Here is a 14978-nt window from a genome sequence, read left to right as displayed (position 1 = left end):
GAGAATCGGAGACGACCATGACCAGCGGACGATCTGACACGACCAGCGGGAGAGCGGACATCCCGAACCCCTCGGCGGCGAAGCTGAAGAGGAAGGTGATCGGCCTCGCGATCGCGGCGGCGGTCGGCGGCTTCCTCTTCGGCTTCGACTCGTCGGTGGTGAACGGTGCCGTGGAGGCGGTGCAGGGCGAGTTCCAGCTCTCGGCCGCGCTGATCGGCTTCGCCGTCGCCTCCGCGCTGCTCGGCTGCGCACTCGGCGCGTACCTCGCGGGCCGCCTCGCCGACCGCTGGGGCCGCATCAAGGTCATGCTGCTCGGCGCCGGGCTCTTCTTCATCTCCTCCATCGGCGCCGGCGCAGCGTTCGCGGTCTGGGACCTCGTGCTCTGGCGCGTGGTCGGCGGCCTCGGCATCGGCATCGCCTCCGTGATCGCTCCGACCTACATCTCGGAGATCGCGCCCAAGGCCATCCGCGGAGCCCTCGCGTCGCTGCAGCAGCTGGCGATCACGCTCGGCATCTTCGCCGCCCTGCTCTCGGACACCCTCATCGCGAACGGCGCGGACGGCGCCTCCGAGCCCTTCTGGTTCGGCGTCGCCGCCTGGCGCTGGATGTTCATCGCCTGCGCCGTGCCGGCCGTCATCTACGGCCTCCTGGCCCTGACCCTGCCGGAATCGCCCCGCTACCTCGCGACCCGCGGCCGCTCCGAGGATGCCCGGGCGGTGCTCGCGACGGTCACGCCGCGCGACGAGGTCGACGAGGCGCTCGCGGACATTCAGAAGAAGATCGACGAGGACTCCGAGAACGCGAAGCGCTCCAGCCTCCGCGGTCCCGCCCTCGGCCTGCTCCCCGTGGTCTGGGTCGGCATCCTGCTGTCGGTCTTCCAGCAGTTCGTGGGCATCAACGTGATCTTCTACTACTCCACCTCGCTCTGGAGCGCGGTCGGATTCGACGAGTCCAACTCCTTCGCGATCTCGGTCTTCACCTCGGTCGTGAACGTCGTCGTCACCTTCGTGGCGATCTTCCTGGTCGACAAGGTCGGCCGGAAGCCGCTGCTGCTGGTCGGCTCGGCCGGCATGGCCGTCTCGCTCGCGCTGATGGCCATCGCCTTCAGCCAGTCGACGATCAGCGGAGAGGACGTCTCGCTGCCCGGCGCGTGGGGGCCGATCGCCCTCGTCTCGGCGAACGCGTTCGTCGTCTTCTTCGGCGCGACCTGGGGCCCGCTGGTGTGGGTCCTCCTCGGCGAGATCTTCCCCAACCGGATCCGAGCGGCCGCGCTCGGCCTGGCGGCCTCGGCCCAGTGGATCGCGAACTTCGCCATCACGGTGACCTTCCCGATCCTCTCGCAGGACGTGTCGCTCACCCTGGCCTACGGCCTCTACGCCGCCTTCGCGGCGATCTCGTTCGTCTTCGTCTTCATGTTCGTGCCCGAGACCAAGGGCCGCTCTCTGGAGGAGATGGACACCCTGCACATCCGCACCGTGATGAAGTCGGCGCGCAAGTAGCACCGGTCTTCCGAGCCCCGACGGCCGCCCTCCCGCAGCAGCGGGGGAGGCGGCCGTCCTGGTGCTAGACTCCACGGAGCACCTCGCTCGTCGGGGTGACTACGCGCGCCCATTGGGCCTCCGCTCCCCACGGTCCCTCTCCGCTCACGCGGCCGGGGCGGGAGTGCGCCGGGCGCCAGGGCGACGTGCCGACCGGCCGTCGCAGACAACCGAACGGGAGTTCGGCGCCGTCGTGCGCCCGGGCCCCGAGACAAGGAGAACGACTCATGGCAGTCGTCACCATGCGCCAGCTGCTCGACAGCGGCGTCCACTTCGGGCACCAGACCCGTCGCTGGAACCCGAAGATGAAGCGCTTCATCCTGACCGAGCGCTCGGGCAGCTACATCATCGACCTCCAGCAGTCGCTGGCCTACATCGACAAGACCTACGACTTCGTCAAGGAGACGGTCGCCCACGGCGGCACCATCCTCTTCGTCGGCACCAAGAAGCAGGCGCAGAACGCGATCTCGGAGCAGGCGACCCGTGTTGGCCAGCCCTACGTGAACCAGCGCTGGCTCGGCGGCCTCCTGACCAACTTCCAGACGGTCTCGAAGCGCCTCGCCCGCATGAAGGAGCTGGAGGAGCTCGACTTCGACGACACGTCGAAGAGCGGCTTCACCAAGAAGGAGCTCCTCATCAAGAAGCGCGAGCTCGACAAGCTGCACAAGTCGCTCGGCGGCATCCGCAACCTCTCGAAGACGCCGTCGGCCCTCTGGGTCGTCGACACCAAGAAGGAGCACCTCGCGATCGACGAGGCCAAGAAGCTGGGCATCCCGGTCATCGGCATCCTCGACACGAACTGCGACCCGGACGAGGTCCAGTACCCGATCCCGGGCAACGACGACGCGATCCGCTCGGTGAGCCTGCTCACCCGCATCGTCGCCGACGCCGCGGCCGAGGGCCTCATCCAGCGCCACCAGAAGCCCGAGGCCGAGGGCAACGTCTCCGCCGTCGAGCCGCTGGCCGAGTGGGAGCAGGAGCTGCTCTCCACCGGTGCGCCCGCCGCCGACGTGCAGGAGCCGAACGAGCAGGCCGGCGCGGAGACCGAGAAGGTCGCCGACGCCGAGGCCGAGACCGCCGACGAGGCCGTCGTCGAGGCCGAGACCCCCGCCGCGGAGGAGGCCCCCGAGGCCGACGCCGCCGCGACCTCGACCGACGAGACCGCCACCGCCTGACACCCCGTTCCGTGACGGGGGTCGGACGCCGCACCCGCGGTCGTCCGGCCCCCGCTCGGTCGGTGCACGTTCACCACGAGTAAGAACCGCCGTCACCTCGGCGTGCTGGGCTCCTCCCGTGAGCCCGCCGCGAGTGACGGCGCCACAGGGTTTCCGAACCAAGAGGAGTTCCGAGAACATGGCAAATTTCAGCCTCGCTGACGTCAAGACGCTGCGCGAGCAGCTCGGTACCGGCATGGTCGACACGAAGAACGCGCTCGTCGAGGCCGACGGCGACCTGGACAAGGCGGTCGAGATCCTCCGCCTCAAGGGCGCCAAGGGCAACGCGAAGCGCGCCGACCGCTCGACGAGCGAGGGCCTCGTCGCCGCCGCCGAGAAGGACGGCGTCGCCACGATGATCGAGCTCGCCTGCGAGACCGACTTCGTCGCCAAGGGCACGAAGTTCATCGCCCTCGCCGACGCCGTGCTCGCCGCGGTCGTCGCCGCCGGCTCCACCACGGTCGAGGAGGCCCTCGCGGCCCCCGCCGACGGCAAGACCGTCGCCGACCTCATCAACGACGAGGCCGCGATCCTCGGCGAGAAGGTGGAGCTGCGCCGCGTGGCCTCCGTCTCGGGCGAGCACTTCGCGATCTACCTCCACAAGACGAACAAGGATCTGCCCCCGCAGGTCGGCGTGGTCGTCGGCTACGCGGGCGAGGACGCCGAGACCGCGCGCTCCGTCGCCCAGCACATCTCGTTCGCGAACCCGTCCTACCTCTCGCGCGAGGACGTGCCGCAGTCCGAGGTCGACAACGAGCGCCGCATCGTCGAGGAGATCTCGCGCGGCGAGGGCAAGCCCGAGGCCGCCCTGCCGAAGATCATCGAGGGACGCGTGAACGCGTACTTCAAGCAGGTCGCCCTGCTCGACCAGGACTACGCGAAGGACAACAAGCTGTCCGTCAGCAAGGTCCTGAGCGACGCGGGCCTGACCGTGTCGGGCTTCGCCCGCTTCAAGGTCGGCGCCTAACAGCACTGCAGGAGGGAGTCCGGGTCGTTCAGTCGACCCGGGCTCCCTTCGCTCTGCCCGGGGCGGTCCCGGGCGTGGTCGCGGGGCCCGCTCCGCGCGGGATAGGTTTGTACGGGTCTACGGGAGGAAACGTCCATGACGGAGACGGATGCGATGACGACGGGCAAGCGCCGCAGGGTGCTTCTGAAGCTGTCGGGGGAGGCGTTCGGAGCCGGCACGCTCGGCGTGAACCCTGACGTGATCAGCGCCCTGGCGCGCGAGATCGCCGATGCCGCGACCGAGGTGGAGATCTCGGTGGTCGTCGGCGGCGGCAACTTCTTCCGCGGAGCCGAGCTCTCGCAGCGCGGCATGGACCGCGGCCGGGCCGACTACATGGGCATGCTGGGCACGGTGATGAACGCCCTCGCCCTCCAGGACTTCCTCGAGCAGGCGGGCGCCGAGACGCGCGTGCAGTCCGCGATCGCGATGACGCAGGTCGCGGAGCCCTACATCCCCCGCCGGGCGATCCGGCACATGGAGAAGGGCCGCGTCGTCATCTTCGGCGCCGGCGCCGGACTCCCGTACTTCTCGACCGACACGGTCGCCGCGCAACGCGCGCTCGAGACGCACGCCGACGTGGTCCTCGTCGCCAAGAACGGTGTGGACGGCGTGTACGACGCCGACCCGCGGACGAACCCCGACGCGAAGAAGCTCGACGCGCTGACCTACCAGGAGGCGCTCCAGCGGGGCCTCAAGGTTGTCGACTCCACCGCGTTCAGCCTCTGCATGGACAACGGCATGCCGATGCAGGTCTTCGGCATGGAGCCCTCGGGCAACGTCGCGAAGGCCATCCGCGGCGCCGAGCTCGGCACGCTCGTCTCGAACTAGACTGACCACTTCCCTCTCTTAAGGAGCTCCCTGTGATCTCGGATGTACTGGCCGACGCGAAGACCAAGATGGGCAAGGCCGTCGAGGTCGCCAAGGAGGACTTCTCCACGGTCCGCACCGGACGCGCGAACCCCGGCATGTTCCAGAAGGTGCTGGTGAGCTACTACGGCACCCCGACGCCGCTGTCGCAGCTCGCCTCGATGCAGAACCAGGAGGCCCGCACGCTCGTCCTGACGCCCTACGACAAGGGCTCGCTCCGCGACATCGAGCAGGCCATCCGGGACATGCCGAACCTCGGCGCGAACCCGACCAACGACGGCACGATCATCCGGGTGACCCTGCCGGAGCTCACCGCCGAGCGCCGCAAGGAGTTCGTCAAGATCGTCCGCACCAAGGCCGAGGACGCCAAGATCGCGGTGCGCAACATCCGCCGCAAGGGCAAGGACGACCTCGACGCGCTGAAGGGCGACGTCGGCGACGACGAGCTCGCCCGCGGCGAGAAGGAGCTCGAGGCGCTCACGAAGCAGCACGTCGACGCGATCGACGAGGCGCTCAAGCGCAAGGAATCCGAACTGCTCGAGGTGTAGCGGTGCCCGAGATCCCCGAAGGACCCGAGGGCGGCGAGAAGAGACCGTCTCCGCACGTCCCGGGTGCCCGGGGATCCCGGATGGTCACCCGCGACGCGCTGCGTGCGCGCGCCCAGCAGGGCCGGGCCGACGTCGAGCGCCAGCTCGAGGCGACCCGCGCCCAGCTCGAGGCGACGAACGACCGCCTGACTGCGCGCTCGGGCCGGAACCTCGTGTCGGCGACCGCGATCGGACTCCTCGGTGGTGGCGCGATGGTCGTCAGCCTCCTCCTGGTCAAGGAGCTCTTCATGGTGCTCGCGGGGGTGGTGGTGCTGCTCGCGGCGCTGGAGCTCTCGAACGCTCTGCGCCACGCCGGTCGGGACATCCCGCGCATCCCGACCGGGATCGTGGCGGTCGTCGCCGTGCCGGCCGCCTACTACGGCGGCCTCGGCGCCGCGTGGGCCACGGTCCTCGGCGGATCCGTCCTCGTCGGCCTCTGGCGGCTGGGGGAGCAGCTCTTCCGGCGCACCGCCTCCAGCCGGAGGGACCTCGCCCTCGACATCGGCCTCGGCGCGTTCGTCCAGGGCTACACGACCTTCCTCGGCGCCTTCGCGATCCGTCTCGTCGCCGAGCCCGGCGGCCAGCTCTGGGCGTTCGCGTTCCTGGTGCTCGTGATCGTCGTCGACACCGGCGCCTACGTGAGCGGACTCACCTGGGGCAAGCACCCGATGGCACCGCGTATCAGCCCGAAGAAGACCTGGGAGGGGTTCGCCGGTGCGGCCGTCGCGGGGATCGTCGTCGGCGTCCTGCTCGCCCTGCTGATGCTCGGCCAGCCCTGGTGGGTCGGTGCGGTGTTCGGGGCCGTGGTGCTGCTCACCGCGACGCTCGGCGACCTCGCCGAGTCGCTGATCAAGCGCGACATCGGCATCAAGGACATGAGCTCCTGGCTGCCCGGCCACGGGGGAGTCCTCGACCGGCTGGACTCGATCCTGCCGTCGGCCGCAGCTGCCTACGTGCTGTACTTCCTCTTCGCCCACTGAGCGCACGCCTCACCGGGGCGTGCCGATTCCGCTCCCGGCGCGCGGCTTGGCATGATGTCGGGATGACCGCTCCCTTCCCCCGAGCCCGCGAGTCCCGTCCCGGCTACGACACGGCCGAGGTCGACTCCTTCCTCGCGTCGGCGCGCGAGGCCTACTCGCAGCTCTCCGGGGGACCGGCGGACCTCCGCGCCGCCGACCTGCGCCACACCGCGTTCACCCTGCGCAAGGGCGGCTACTCCGCGCCCCACGTCGATGCGGCGCTCGAGCGCCTCGAGGACGCCTTCGCCCTGCGGGAGCGCCAGTACGCGATCGCGGCCCGGGGCGAGGAGGCGTGGCTCGCGGACGCGCGGTCGACCGCCCAGGAGATCGTGAACCGGCTGGCCCGCGCTCCCCGCGAGCGGTTCACCCGGGCCGGCGCTCTCACGACGGGCTACAACATCCGCCAGGTCGACGCCTTCGCCGACAGGATCTCCGGCTACTTCCGCGACGGATCGGTGCTGACCGTGGACGACGTGCGGACCGTCTCCTTCGCCCCGCAGCGCGGCGGGTACGCCGAGGCGCAGGTCGACCTGCTGCTCGACACGGTCGTCGACGTGATGCTGGCGGTCCGCTGACCGGAGCCGGATCTGCTGGCCGATCAGGTCATCGTCCGTTATGCTTTCGTAATCGTGGCTCAGCATCCTCAGACCTCCGTCGCCCACACGCCCGCGAACCGCACCAGCGGTCGCCCGGCGATCCCGCACCAGACCCCGGTGCGGCGCTCCTGGGCTCGGATCCCGGTGACGGTGCTGGCCTTCACGGCGTCGATCGCGTTCGCCATGGTGAACGTCGTCGATCCGTCCAGCGGCGCGGTCGCGTCTCCCTACTACCAGGCCCCGGCGCGCTTCAACGGCGACTCCGCGCAGCGACTCGTCGTCGCGGACGCCGTCGAGCGGACCGTCCAGCGCGACTCGTTCGGCGCCGAGGCGAAGCCGACGCCCACTCCGACCCCGACGCCCACTCCGACCGAGACTCAGACCGCTTCCGCGACCATCGACGAGGAGGAGTCGGGCTCCGCCGAGGCCGAGACCGCCGCTCCCGTCCAGCGCGCCGCCGCTCCGGATCCCGGATCCGCGAAGGCGATCGCGTACGACATGATCGTGCAGCGCGGCTGGGCCGACAGCGAGTACGACTGCCTCGTCCTCCTCTGGAACCGCGAGTCCGGCTGGAACGTCTACGCCGAGAACAAGTCCAGCGGTGCCTACGGCATCCCGCAGGCACTCCCCGGCAGCAAGATGGCGTCGGCCGGCTCCGACTGGGCGACCAACGCGAGCACCCAGATCACCTGGGGCCTCGGCTACATCTCCGGCCGCTACGGCTCGCCCTGCGGCGCCTGGGCCCACTCCGAGTCGGTCGGCTGGTACTGATCGTTCCCCTCCGCTCGGCACAGCGTCCGGCGGGCTGAGGCTCTCGCTACCCTGGTGCCGTGGATTACGCGCTGCTCGGGGTCGTCGGGATCATCACGGTCGTCACCGTCGCGCGGTTCTCGAGCCGCCTCGGGATCGCCGCACCGCTGCTCCTGGTCGTCATCGGGATCGGCGCGTCCTATCTCCCCGGGGTCCCGGACATCGAGGTCGAGCCTGAGCTGATCCTCGCGGGCGTGCTGCCGCCGCTGCTGTACTCGGCCGCGATCCAGGTGCCCCTCACCGACTTCCGGCGGAACCTGCGCTCGATCTTCGGGCTCTCGGTCCTCCTGGTCGTCGTGACCGCCCTCGTGGTCGGCGGCTTCCTCTACCTCGTGTTCCCCGATCTGAGCCTGCCCGCGGCGATCGCTCTGGGCGCCGTCGTGAGCCCGACCGACGCGGTGGCCGCGACCTCGATCGGCAAGAAGCTCGGACTCCCGCCCCGCCTGGTGACGGTGCTCGAGGGCGAGAGCCTTGTGAACGACGCGTCGGCGCTGGTGCTGCTGCGCGCCGCGACGGCTGCGGCGGCCGTGGTCGGCGCCTCCGTCACGACCGACGCGATCGACGTGGGCGAGGTGGGGGTCCTCTTCGTCTACTCCGTCCTGATGGCGATCGTCCTCGGACTGGTGATGGGCGTTCTCACCGTCTTCGTGCGCTCGAAGCTGCGGGACCCGGTGCTCGACACCGCCGTGTCCTTCGCCGTGCCGTTCCTGGCCTACATCCCGGCCGAGGAGCTGGGCGCGTCCGGGGTGCTCGCCGTCGTGGTCACCGGGATCTACACGGGGCACAACAGCGCGCGCTTCCTTTCGCCGCAGTCGCGGATCAGCGAGCGGGTGAACTGGCGGACGGCGCAGTTCCTGCTCGAGAACGGCGTCTTCCTGCTCATGGGCGCCGAGATCAAGGCGATCGTCTCCGGGGTCGTGGACCCGGGCGAGTTCGGAGTGGGCACCGCGGTGCTGCTGGGTCTGGCCACCGTGGTCATCCTGATCGTGCTGCGGGCCCTCTTCGTGTGGCCGCTGCTCCTGTGGCTGCGCAGCTCCGGTCGGCGGGCGGAGCGGATCAACCGGCGGCTGGCGGTGGGCCTCATGCGACTGCGCAACAGCGCCACCAGCGACGAGCGCTTCCGGCGGCGGCAGGTGAGAGCGGAGCGGCTCTACCTCCGGCGCGAGACCGATCTGGCCGCGACCACGAGCGAGGCGTTCGGCTGGCGCGGAGGAGTCGTCCTGTCCTGGTCCGGGATGCGCGGCGTGGTCACGCTCGCCGCGGCCCAGTCGCTGCCGGACGAGACTCCCTACCGCTCCCAGCTGATCCTGATCGCCTTCACCGTCGCCGTCGTGACGCTGCTCCTGCAGGGTGCGACGCTCCCCGCGCTGATCCGGCTCACCGGCATCCAGGGCACCGACGGAGAGGCAGACCGCCGCGAGCTCGCGACGCTGCTCGACGAGGTCGCGGCCACGGGCATCCAGGCCCTCCCCGAGGCGGTGGCGGAGCTGCCCGACGGCGAGGCGGGCGAGCGCGTCCTCGAGCGCGTGCGCCGCGACACTCTGACCCGCTCGCAGGTGGCGTGGGAACAGGTCGGCCGCGCGGAGGATGCGCCCCTCGGCCCGCACGCGCAGTACCTGCGGCTGCGCCGAGCGGTCCTGCTCGCCGAGCGGGAGGCACTGCTGGACGCCCGGGGGCGCGGGGTCTACTCCTCGCGGACGCTGCGGCGGGCGCAGCTGATGCTCGACGCCGAGGAGACCCGGCTCGAGATGGACGACAGCTCCCACTGACGGAAGGGGCACGGCGGCGGCCTCCTAGACTGGGGGGATGCCGCGCAGCAACAGACCCCGGGGCGGCCGCCGTGACGACGACGACGAGCAGCGCGACCTCTCGCAGATGCTCGCCGGCTTCCGGCGCACCGAGTCCCACGCCGGCCGGGAGTGGAACGTCCAGCCCGTCTCCGCAGCGCGGGCCGTGAAGAACTACCTCTGCCCGGGCTGCGGGCTCACCATCGACATCGGCCAGCCGCACCTGGTCACCTGGCGGGCCGACGGCGCGCTCGGCGACGCGGCCGATCTGGCCGGCCGCCGCCACTGGCACACGCACTGCTGGAGAATCCGAGGAGCACGATGACCCACGAGATCCGCGGAGGCGTCGTCCTCCCCGCCCGTCGCGAGGACATCGAGCTGCACACGGCCGACGGGCTGACCCTTGTCGGGGAGCTCGCGCTGCCCCTGGAGCGCGAGCCGGTCGCGACCCTGGTCACCCTGCATCCGCTGCCCACACACGGCGGCTTCATGGACTCGCACATCCTGCGGAAGGCCGCCGCCCGCCTGCCCGCGCTCGCCGATCTGGCGGTCCTCCGCTTCAACACCCGCGGCACTGCGTCGCCGCGCGGCACGAGCGAGGGCGCGTTCGGACACGGCACCGAGGAGCGCGCCGACGTCGCCGCAGCCCTGGCGCTCGTCGCGGAGCGCGGACTGCCGCACCCCTGGCTGGTCGGCTGGTCCTTCGGCACCGAGCTCGCGCTGAAGTGGGGGAGGGAGCACCCCGTCGAGGGAGCGATCCTGCTCTCGCCGCCGCTGCACCGCACGAGCGCGGAGGAGGTCGCCGCCTGGGGCGAGGACGGCCGACCGCTCGTGGCGCTCGTCCCGGAGTTCGACGACTACCTGCGGCCGGAGGCGGCCGCCGAGCGCTTCGCGAGCGTGCCGCAGCTGGACCTCGTCGCTGTGGAGGGCGGGAAGCACCTCTGGGTCGGCGAGGCGCAGACACGGCGCGTCCTCGACGAGATCGTGCGCGTGGTCGCGCCCGCCTCGTCCCCGCTGCCGACGGAGTGGGCGGGCGAGCTCGGCTGAGCCGACCCGCCCAGCGACCGCCTAGCGGCCGGACGAGCCGCCGTCGGAGCCGCTGCCGTCAGGGCCGCTGCCGTCGGAGCCGTCGCCGTCGCTGTCGTCCGCGAGTCCGTCGATGTGGCCGATGAGCCCGCGCAGTCCCGACACATAGCCGGCGATCGCGTCGCGCTCGGTGCGGATCTCGTCGAGGCGCCGCTCGGCGGTGTCCATCAGCTCGCGGCTGCGGCGCTCCGCGTCCGCGACGAGCTTCTGCGCCTGGTCGCGCGCGTCGTCGAGGAGGGCGTCGGAGTCGTCCTGGGCCTTCCGGCGCAGTCGCGTCGTGTCGTCGAGGGCGTCGCTGCGGAGGGCGTCCGCCTCGAGGCGCTTGTCGTTCGCGCGTCGGATGGCGTCGGCGAGCTGCAGGTTCGACTCGTCGAGGTAGCGCTGGGTCTGCGCGACGGCCTCCTGGTGGCGGAGCAGGTCGTCGCGGTCGGCCTCCTCGCGGCGCGCGGCGAGCTCGACCACCAGGTCGATCCGGGCCTGCTCGACCTCGCGCGAGAGCGCAGCGGCCTCGTCGGCGGACGCGGCGCGCAGGCCCGCCAGCTCGGCGTCGAGCACGGCGACGGCCTCGGCGCGCTCCTGGGTGAGCCGGGTGCGCTGGTCGGCGATCTCGCGCGCGCCCTCGGCGCGGACTGCGGCGACCTCGGCGTCGAGCGCGGCGCGGGTCGAGAGCACCTCGGCCTCGACCGCCGCGCGCGCCTGGGCGACCTCGGCCTCGACGGCCGCCCGGAGCCGGTCCACCTCGGAGGCGACCTCGGCCCGCAGGAGCTCGTTGGCCTGGGCGAGGCGGGCGGCCTCGGCGCGGGCGACCTCGATCTCGCGGGCGGCGACGGCGCGCATCTCCGCAGCCTCGCGCTCGGCTTCGGAGCGGATCGCGGCGGCCTCGCGCTTCGCGGTGGCGCGGGTCTCGGCGGCCTCGGTCGCCACGGTGCCGCGGATCGCGGCGGCCTCGCGGACGGCGTCCTGCGTCATCACGTCGCGGTCGTCGGCGGCCTTGCCGAGCGTCGCCGCGGCCTGCGCCTCGGACTCGTCGCGGGTCCGGTCAGCACGGCGGCGCGCCTCGGTCACCAGGCGCTCGGCCTCGTCGCGCGCCTCCTGGAGGATGCGGTCGCCGTCGTCGCGGGTGGATCGGCGGAGGGCGGAGGCGTCGTTCTCGGCCTGGGCGATGATCCGCTCGGACTGCTCCTCGGCCACGCGCAGGGTGTGCTCGAGCTTGGCGCCCAGGCCGGCGTAAGTGGGAGTGCCGACCTGCTGCAGCTCCTTCTCGAGGCCCTCGATCCGGGAGGACAGGCGCTTCACCTCGCGGCCGCTCTCGGCCGCCTGGGTGTTCGAGTGGATGAGCTCGCGGCGCAGGCCCTGGACGGCCTTGTCGACCTCGTCCCGGTCGTAGCCACGGAACACCTGGGTGAATTCGGCCTCGTCGTTCGCCACGTCGTCTCCTTCAGAGCAGGACCGCGGTGGGGCTCGCGGCACTCGGAAAGTGTATTCAGCGCGGAGGCCGCGGCCGGGGCGACACCCGCACCGCGCGCCGCCCGGGCCGCACTCTCGGCTTCTCCCGGGCATCGGAGCGAGGGCATCGGCTATCGTGGACTGTCTTTGTCTGTTGCCGTCGCGCCCCGGTCCGGCTGCGTACCCCGAGCCGGCCCCGGCCGTCACCCCGATCCGGCAACGCAGGAGGAGTTCTTTCGTGCGGTTCGTCTTCGCCATCATCGCCACCGTCATCGCTGCCGCGATGATCGTGCTCGGCATCGGTCAGCGGACGGTCTGGGCTCCTCCGGAGTCCCTCACCGCCGAGACCGTGCTCGACTCCTCCGCTCCCTACGCGGTGATCGACGGCAGCACCCTGGGCGCCAACCCGGGACGCCAGACGATCACGGTCGAGGGCAGCGGCGACCTCGTCGTCGCCTACGCCCCGACCTCCGACGTGCTGGGCTGGGTGGGCGGCTCGAGCTACGATGCCATCGGCTACGAGCGCGCCGACGACACCCTCACCTCCGCGGAGGAGACGGGGGAGCGCGTCCAGCTCTCCTCCGACGTCGAGACCGCCGACGCGGCGGTCGTCGATCCGCGCGGCTCCGACCTCTGGCTCGAGGAGTTCGAGGGGAGCGGCAGCGTGACCCTGGCGCTCGACGTGCCGGAGGACGTCTCCATCCTCATCGCGAGCGACGGCACCGCGCCGGCAGCCGACTCCGTGCGCGTCAGCTGGCCCGTGGACACCGCGACGCCCCTCGCCGGCCCGCTGCTGCTCGGAGGAGCCGTGTTCCTCCTCCTCGGCCTCGTCCTCTACATCTGGGCCTTCGTCCACCTGCGCCGCCAGCACGGCCCGCGCCGGAAGGGACCGCAGGGCCGGATCCCCCGCGGTGCCCGCCGTCCCCGGCCGCGTGCCGGGATCCAGGCCTCCACGGCGTCGCCGGCGCCCTCGCGCCGCCGGACGGCCCTGGTGCTGCCCGTCGTCCTCGGGACGACCGTCCTCCTCTCCGGCTGCAGCTCCGACTACTGGCCTGATCTCGCCGCGGGCGCGAGCGGGGCGCCGACCGCGTCCGCCACGGCGACCGCGGGGGCAGAGCCGGTCTCGGCCGAGCCGACCCCCGTGGTCACCACGCAGCAGGCGGAGGCCGTCGTCGCCGAGGTCGCCGATGTCGCGTCGCGCGCCGACGCCGCCCGGGACGCCGGGATCCTCGCCGAGCGCTTCCAGGGCGAGGCGCTCACCGAGCGCACCACGAACTACGACGTCGTCGCCAAGGGCGGGACGATCGACCCGCCGCAGACGATCCCGGCCTCCCCGGTGAGCCTGGTGCTCCCGCAGGACACGGAGTCGTGGCCGCGCCTGGTGACCGCCGTCGTGCAGAACTCGACGGACTCCACCCAGGCCCCGATCGCGCTGATGATGAGCCAGGCGAGCCCGCGCGTCGACTACAAGGTCGACTACGCCATCTCGCTCGAGGCCAACGCGCGCATCCCCGACGTCGCGCCCGTCACCGTCGGCACGTCGATCGTGGCGCCCGACTCGCGCCTGATGAAGCTCGCCCCGCAGACCGTCGGCTCCGCGTACGCGGACGTGCTCGCCAACGGCGACTCGAGCCAGTACGCCGAGCTCTTCGCGGCCGACGGCGACACCCTCCGGGGGCAGGTCGGCGTCGACAAGAAGAACGCCGACCGCGAGGCGCTGCCGGACACCGCCTCGATCGAGTTCTCGAACGCCGCCGGCACGTCGCCGACGATCGCGCTCGCGACGAACGACTCGGGGGCCCTCGTCGCGGCGAGCATCGCCGAGACGTCGACCGTCCGCCCCACTGCCGAGGGCTCGACCGTCTCGACCTCCGGCGCCTCGCAGACCCTGCTGGGCACGGACAAGTCGACGACCGGCATCGAGACCACCTACGGATACCAACTGCTGTTCTACGTACCGCCCGTCGGATCGGAGGAGAAGATCGTGATGCTCGGATGGAGCCAGGGACTCGTCTCGGTGGTGCAGCTGCCGTGAGCACCGTCCCGCCCCTGCCCGGAAACCTCCGCGGCGCCGTCGACCTCTCGTCGCTGGTGAACCGCCGCACCCCGCCCGCCGCCTCCGCCGGCGCCCCGGCCGCGCCCGCCGCTCCCGGAGGCGCGCCCGGCGCGAATCCTCTGCTGCTGACCGCCGGCGACGCCGAGTTCGACCAGGTGGTCCAGCTCTCGTCGCGCGTGCCGGTGATCGTCGACCTGCGCGGCTCCTGGTCGGACCAGAGCCAGAGCATGACCGCGCTGCTCGAGAAGGTCGTCGTCTCGTACGCCGGCGCGTTCGTGCTCGTCGGGGTCGACGTGGAGTCGAGCCCGCAGCTGGCGCAGGCGTTCCAGGTGCAGTCCGTGCCGACGGTCGCCGCGATCATCGGCGGCCGCCCGGTGCCCCTGTTCAGCGGCCTCGTCGCCGAGGAGCAGCTGCGCGACCTGCTCGAGCAGGTCCTCCAGCTCGCCGCTCAGAACGGTGTGACGGGCACGGTGCCGGTGGAGGGAGTCGCTCCCGCCGAGGGCGGCGAGCCCGAGCCCGAGCCGCTGCCGCCGCACCACCAGGAGGCCTACGACGCGATCGACCGGGGCGATTACGCCGCGGCGATCACCGAGTACGAGACCGCCATCGCGCAGAACCCGCGCGACGACCTCGCCGTCGCCGGTCTCGCGCAGGTGCGGCTGCTGGCCCGCCTCCAGGGCCGCACGCTCGACGACATCCGCTCGACCGCCGCGGCCGAGCCGTCGAACCTCGACGCGCAGCTCGCCGTCGCCGACCTGGACGTCTCGGGCGGCCACGTCGAGGATGCCTTCGACCGGCTGCTCTCGATGTTCCCGCGCCTCGACGCCGAGGGGAAGGCCGCCGTCCGGGCTCGTCTCCTGGAGCTCTTCGAGATCGTCGGTCAGACCGACCCGCGCGTCAACAAGGCTCGGGCCCGGCTCACCGGCCTGCTCTACTGACGCCGGCCGGAACGCCGAGAGGCCGCCC

14 protein-coding genes are annotated in these 14978 nt (G+C 71.9%); 13 read left to right on the top strand and 1 reads right to left on the bottom strand.

The features are described 5' to 3' along the window. Window positions 1–17: 17 nt before the first annotated feature. From C5C53_RS08080 to C5C53_RS08030, 11 genes are all read left to right on the top strand, one after another. Complete coding sequence (locus C5C53_RS08080; RefSeq protein WP_104223897.1) at window positions 18–1499, top strand: sugar porter family MFS transporter; 1482 nt, start codon at window positions 18–20, stop codon at window positions 1497–1499. 266 nt (window positions 1500–1765) lie between these two features. Further along, window positions 1766–2713 (top strand): 30S ribosomal protein S2, encoded by a 948-nt coding sequence (rpsB, locus tag C5C53_RS08075; RefSeq protein ID WP_104223896.1) that lies wholly within the window; start codon window positions 1766–1768, stop codon window positions 2711–2713. A gap of 178 nt (window positions 2714–2891) precedes the next feature. Beyond that, the gene (gene tsf, locus C5C53_RS08070) at window positions 2892–3719 is read left to right on the top strand and encodes a translation elongation factor Ts (protein ID WP_104223895.1); all 828 of its coding nucleotides are present in this window, start codon (window positions 2892–2894) and stop codon (window positions 3717–3719) included. Window positions 3720–3872: 153 nt separating this feature from the next. Continuing rightward, window positions 3873–4586, top strand: coding sequence for a UMP kinase (pyrH, locus tag C5C53_RS08065; protein ID WP_374952923.1), 714 nt, complete (start codon window positions 3873–3875; stop codon window positions 4584–4586). Window positions 4587–4618: 32 nt separating this feature from the next. Beyond that, window positions 4619–5173: a ribosome recycling factor gene (gene frr / locus C5C53_RS08060; protein WP_104267270.1), complete on the top strand. Its 555-nt coding sequence runs from the start codon at window positions 4619–4621 to the stop codon at window positions 5171–5173. Window positions 5174–5253: 80 nt separating this feature from the next. Then, the gene (locus C5C53_RS08055; protein ID WP_104232500.1) at window positions 5254–6192 is read left to right on the top strand and encodes a phosphatidate cytidylyltransferase; all 939 of its coding nucleotides are present in this window, start codon (window positions 5254–5256) and stop codon (window positions 6190–6192) included. 62 nt (window positions 6193–6254) lie between these two features. After that, entirely contained in the window at window positions 6255–6806 is a 552-nt protein-coding gene (locus C5C53_RS08050; protein WP_104226865.1) for a DivIVA domain-containing protein, read from the top strand. A gap of 54 nt (window positions 6807–6860) precedes the next feature. Next, window positions 6861–7598 (top strand): lytic transglycosylase domain-containing protein, encoded by a 738-nt coding sequence (locus tag C5C53_RS08045; protein ID WP_258075396.1) that lies wholly within the window; start codon window positions 6861–6863, stop codon window positions 7596–7598. A gap of 59 nt (window positions 7599–7657) precedes the next feature. Further along, the gene (locus C5C53_RS08040) at window positions 7658–9406 is read left to right on the top strand and encodes a sodium:proton antiporter (protein WP_104226863.1); all 1749 of its coding nucleotides are present in this window, start codon (window positions 7658–7660) and stop codon (window positions 9404–9406) included. Between the two features lie 37 nt (window positions 9407–9443). Then, a complete protein-coding gene (locus tag C5C53_RS08035) occupies window positions 9444–9749 on the top strand; it encodes a hypothetical protein (RefSeq protein ID WP_181027199.1) in 306 nt (101 codons plus the stop codon). Beyond that, complete coding sequence (locus C5C53_RS08030; RefSeq protein ID WP_104226862.1) at window positions 9746–10471, top strand: alpha/beta hydrolase; 726 nt, start codon at window positions 9746–9748, stop codon at window positions 10469–10471. The genes C5C53_RS08035 and C5C53_RS08030 overlap by 4 nt, the downstream gene beginning before the upstream one ends. A 21-nt stretch (window positions 10472–10492) precedes the next feature. Here C5C53_RS08030 and C5C53_RS08025 read toward each other — a convergent pair whose 3' ends face one another. Further along, a complete protein-coding gene (locus C5C53_RS08025) occupies window positions 10493–11938 on the bottom strand; it encodes a DivIVA domain-containing protein (RefSeq protein ID WP_104262833.1) in 1446 nt (481 codons plus the stop codon). A 256-nt stretch (window positions 11939–12194) separates the two neighbouring features. Between C5C53_RS08025 and C5C53_RS08020 the strand changes: the two genes are divergently transcribed. Beyond that, window positions 12195–13991, top strand: a complete 1797-nt coding sequence (locus C5C53_RS08020) for a hypothetical protein (protein WP_104267269.1) — start codon at window positions 12195–12197, stop codon at window positions 13989–13991. Continuing rightward, window positions 13988–14950, top strand: a complete 963-nt coding sequence (locus tag C5C53_RS08015) for a tetratricopeptide repeat protein (protein WP_104254948.1) — start codon at window positions 13988–13990, stop codon at window positions 14948–14950. The genes C5C53_RS08020 and C5C53_RS08015 overlap by 4 nt, the downstream gene beginning before the upstream one ends. Window positions 14951–14978: the final 28 nt, after the last annotated feature.

The organism is Rathayibacter sp. AY1E3, assembly GCF_002932235.1.
In the GTDB taxonomy this organism is placed as follows: Bacteria; Actinomycetota; Actinomycetes; order Actinomycetales; family Microbacteriaceae; genus Rathayibacter.
This window is presented reverse-complemented; position numbering and strand designations above follow the sequence as displayed.

Bases quoted from the DNA above. Each gene is read 5' to 3' on its own strand.
- pyrH (WP_374952923.1), top strand. From the start codon at position 3,873: ATGACGACGGGCAAGCGCCGCAGGGTGCTTCTGAAGCTGTCGGGGGAG.
- C5C53_RS08050 (WP_104226865.1), top strand. From the start codon at position 6,255: ATGACCGCTCCCTTCCCCCGAGCCCGCGAGTCCCGTCCCGGCTACGAC.
- C5C53_RS08080 (WP_104223897.1), top strand. From the start codon at position 18: ATGACCAGCGGACGATCTGACACGACCAGCGGGAGAGCGGACATCCCG.
- tsf (WP_104223895.1), top strand. From the start codon at position 2,892: ATGGCAAATTTCAGCCTCGCTGACGTCAAGACGCTGCGCGAGCAGCTC.
- C5C53_RS08030 (WP_104226862.1), top strand. From the start codon at position 9,746: ATGACCCACGAGATCCGCGGAGGCGTCGTCCTCCCCGCCCGTCGCGAG.
- C5C53_RS08035 (WP_181027199.1), top strand. From the start codon at position 9,444: ATGCCGCGCAGCAACAGACCCCGGGGCGGCCGCCGTGACGACGACGAC.
- rpsB (WP_104223896.1), top strand. From the start codon at position 1,766: ATGGCAGTCGTCACCATGCGCCAGCTGCTCGACAGCGGCGTCCACTTC.
- C5C53_RS08055 (WP_104232500.1), top strand. From the start codon at position 5,254: ATGGTCACCCGCGACGCGCTGCGTGCGCGCGCCCAGCAGGGCCGGGCC.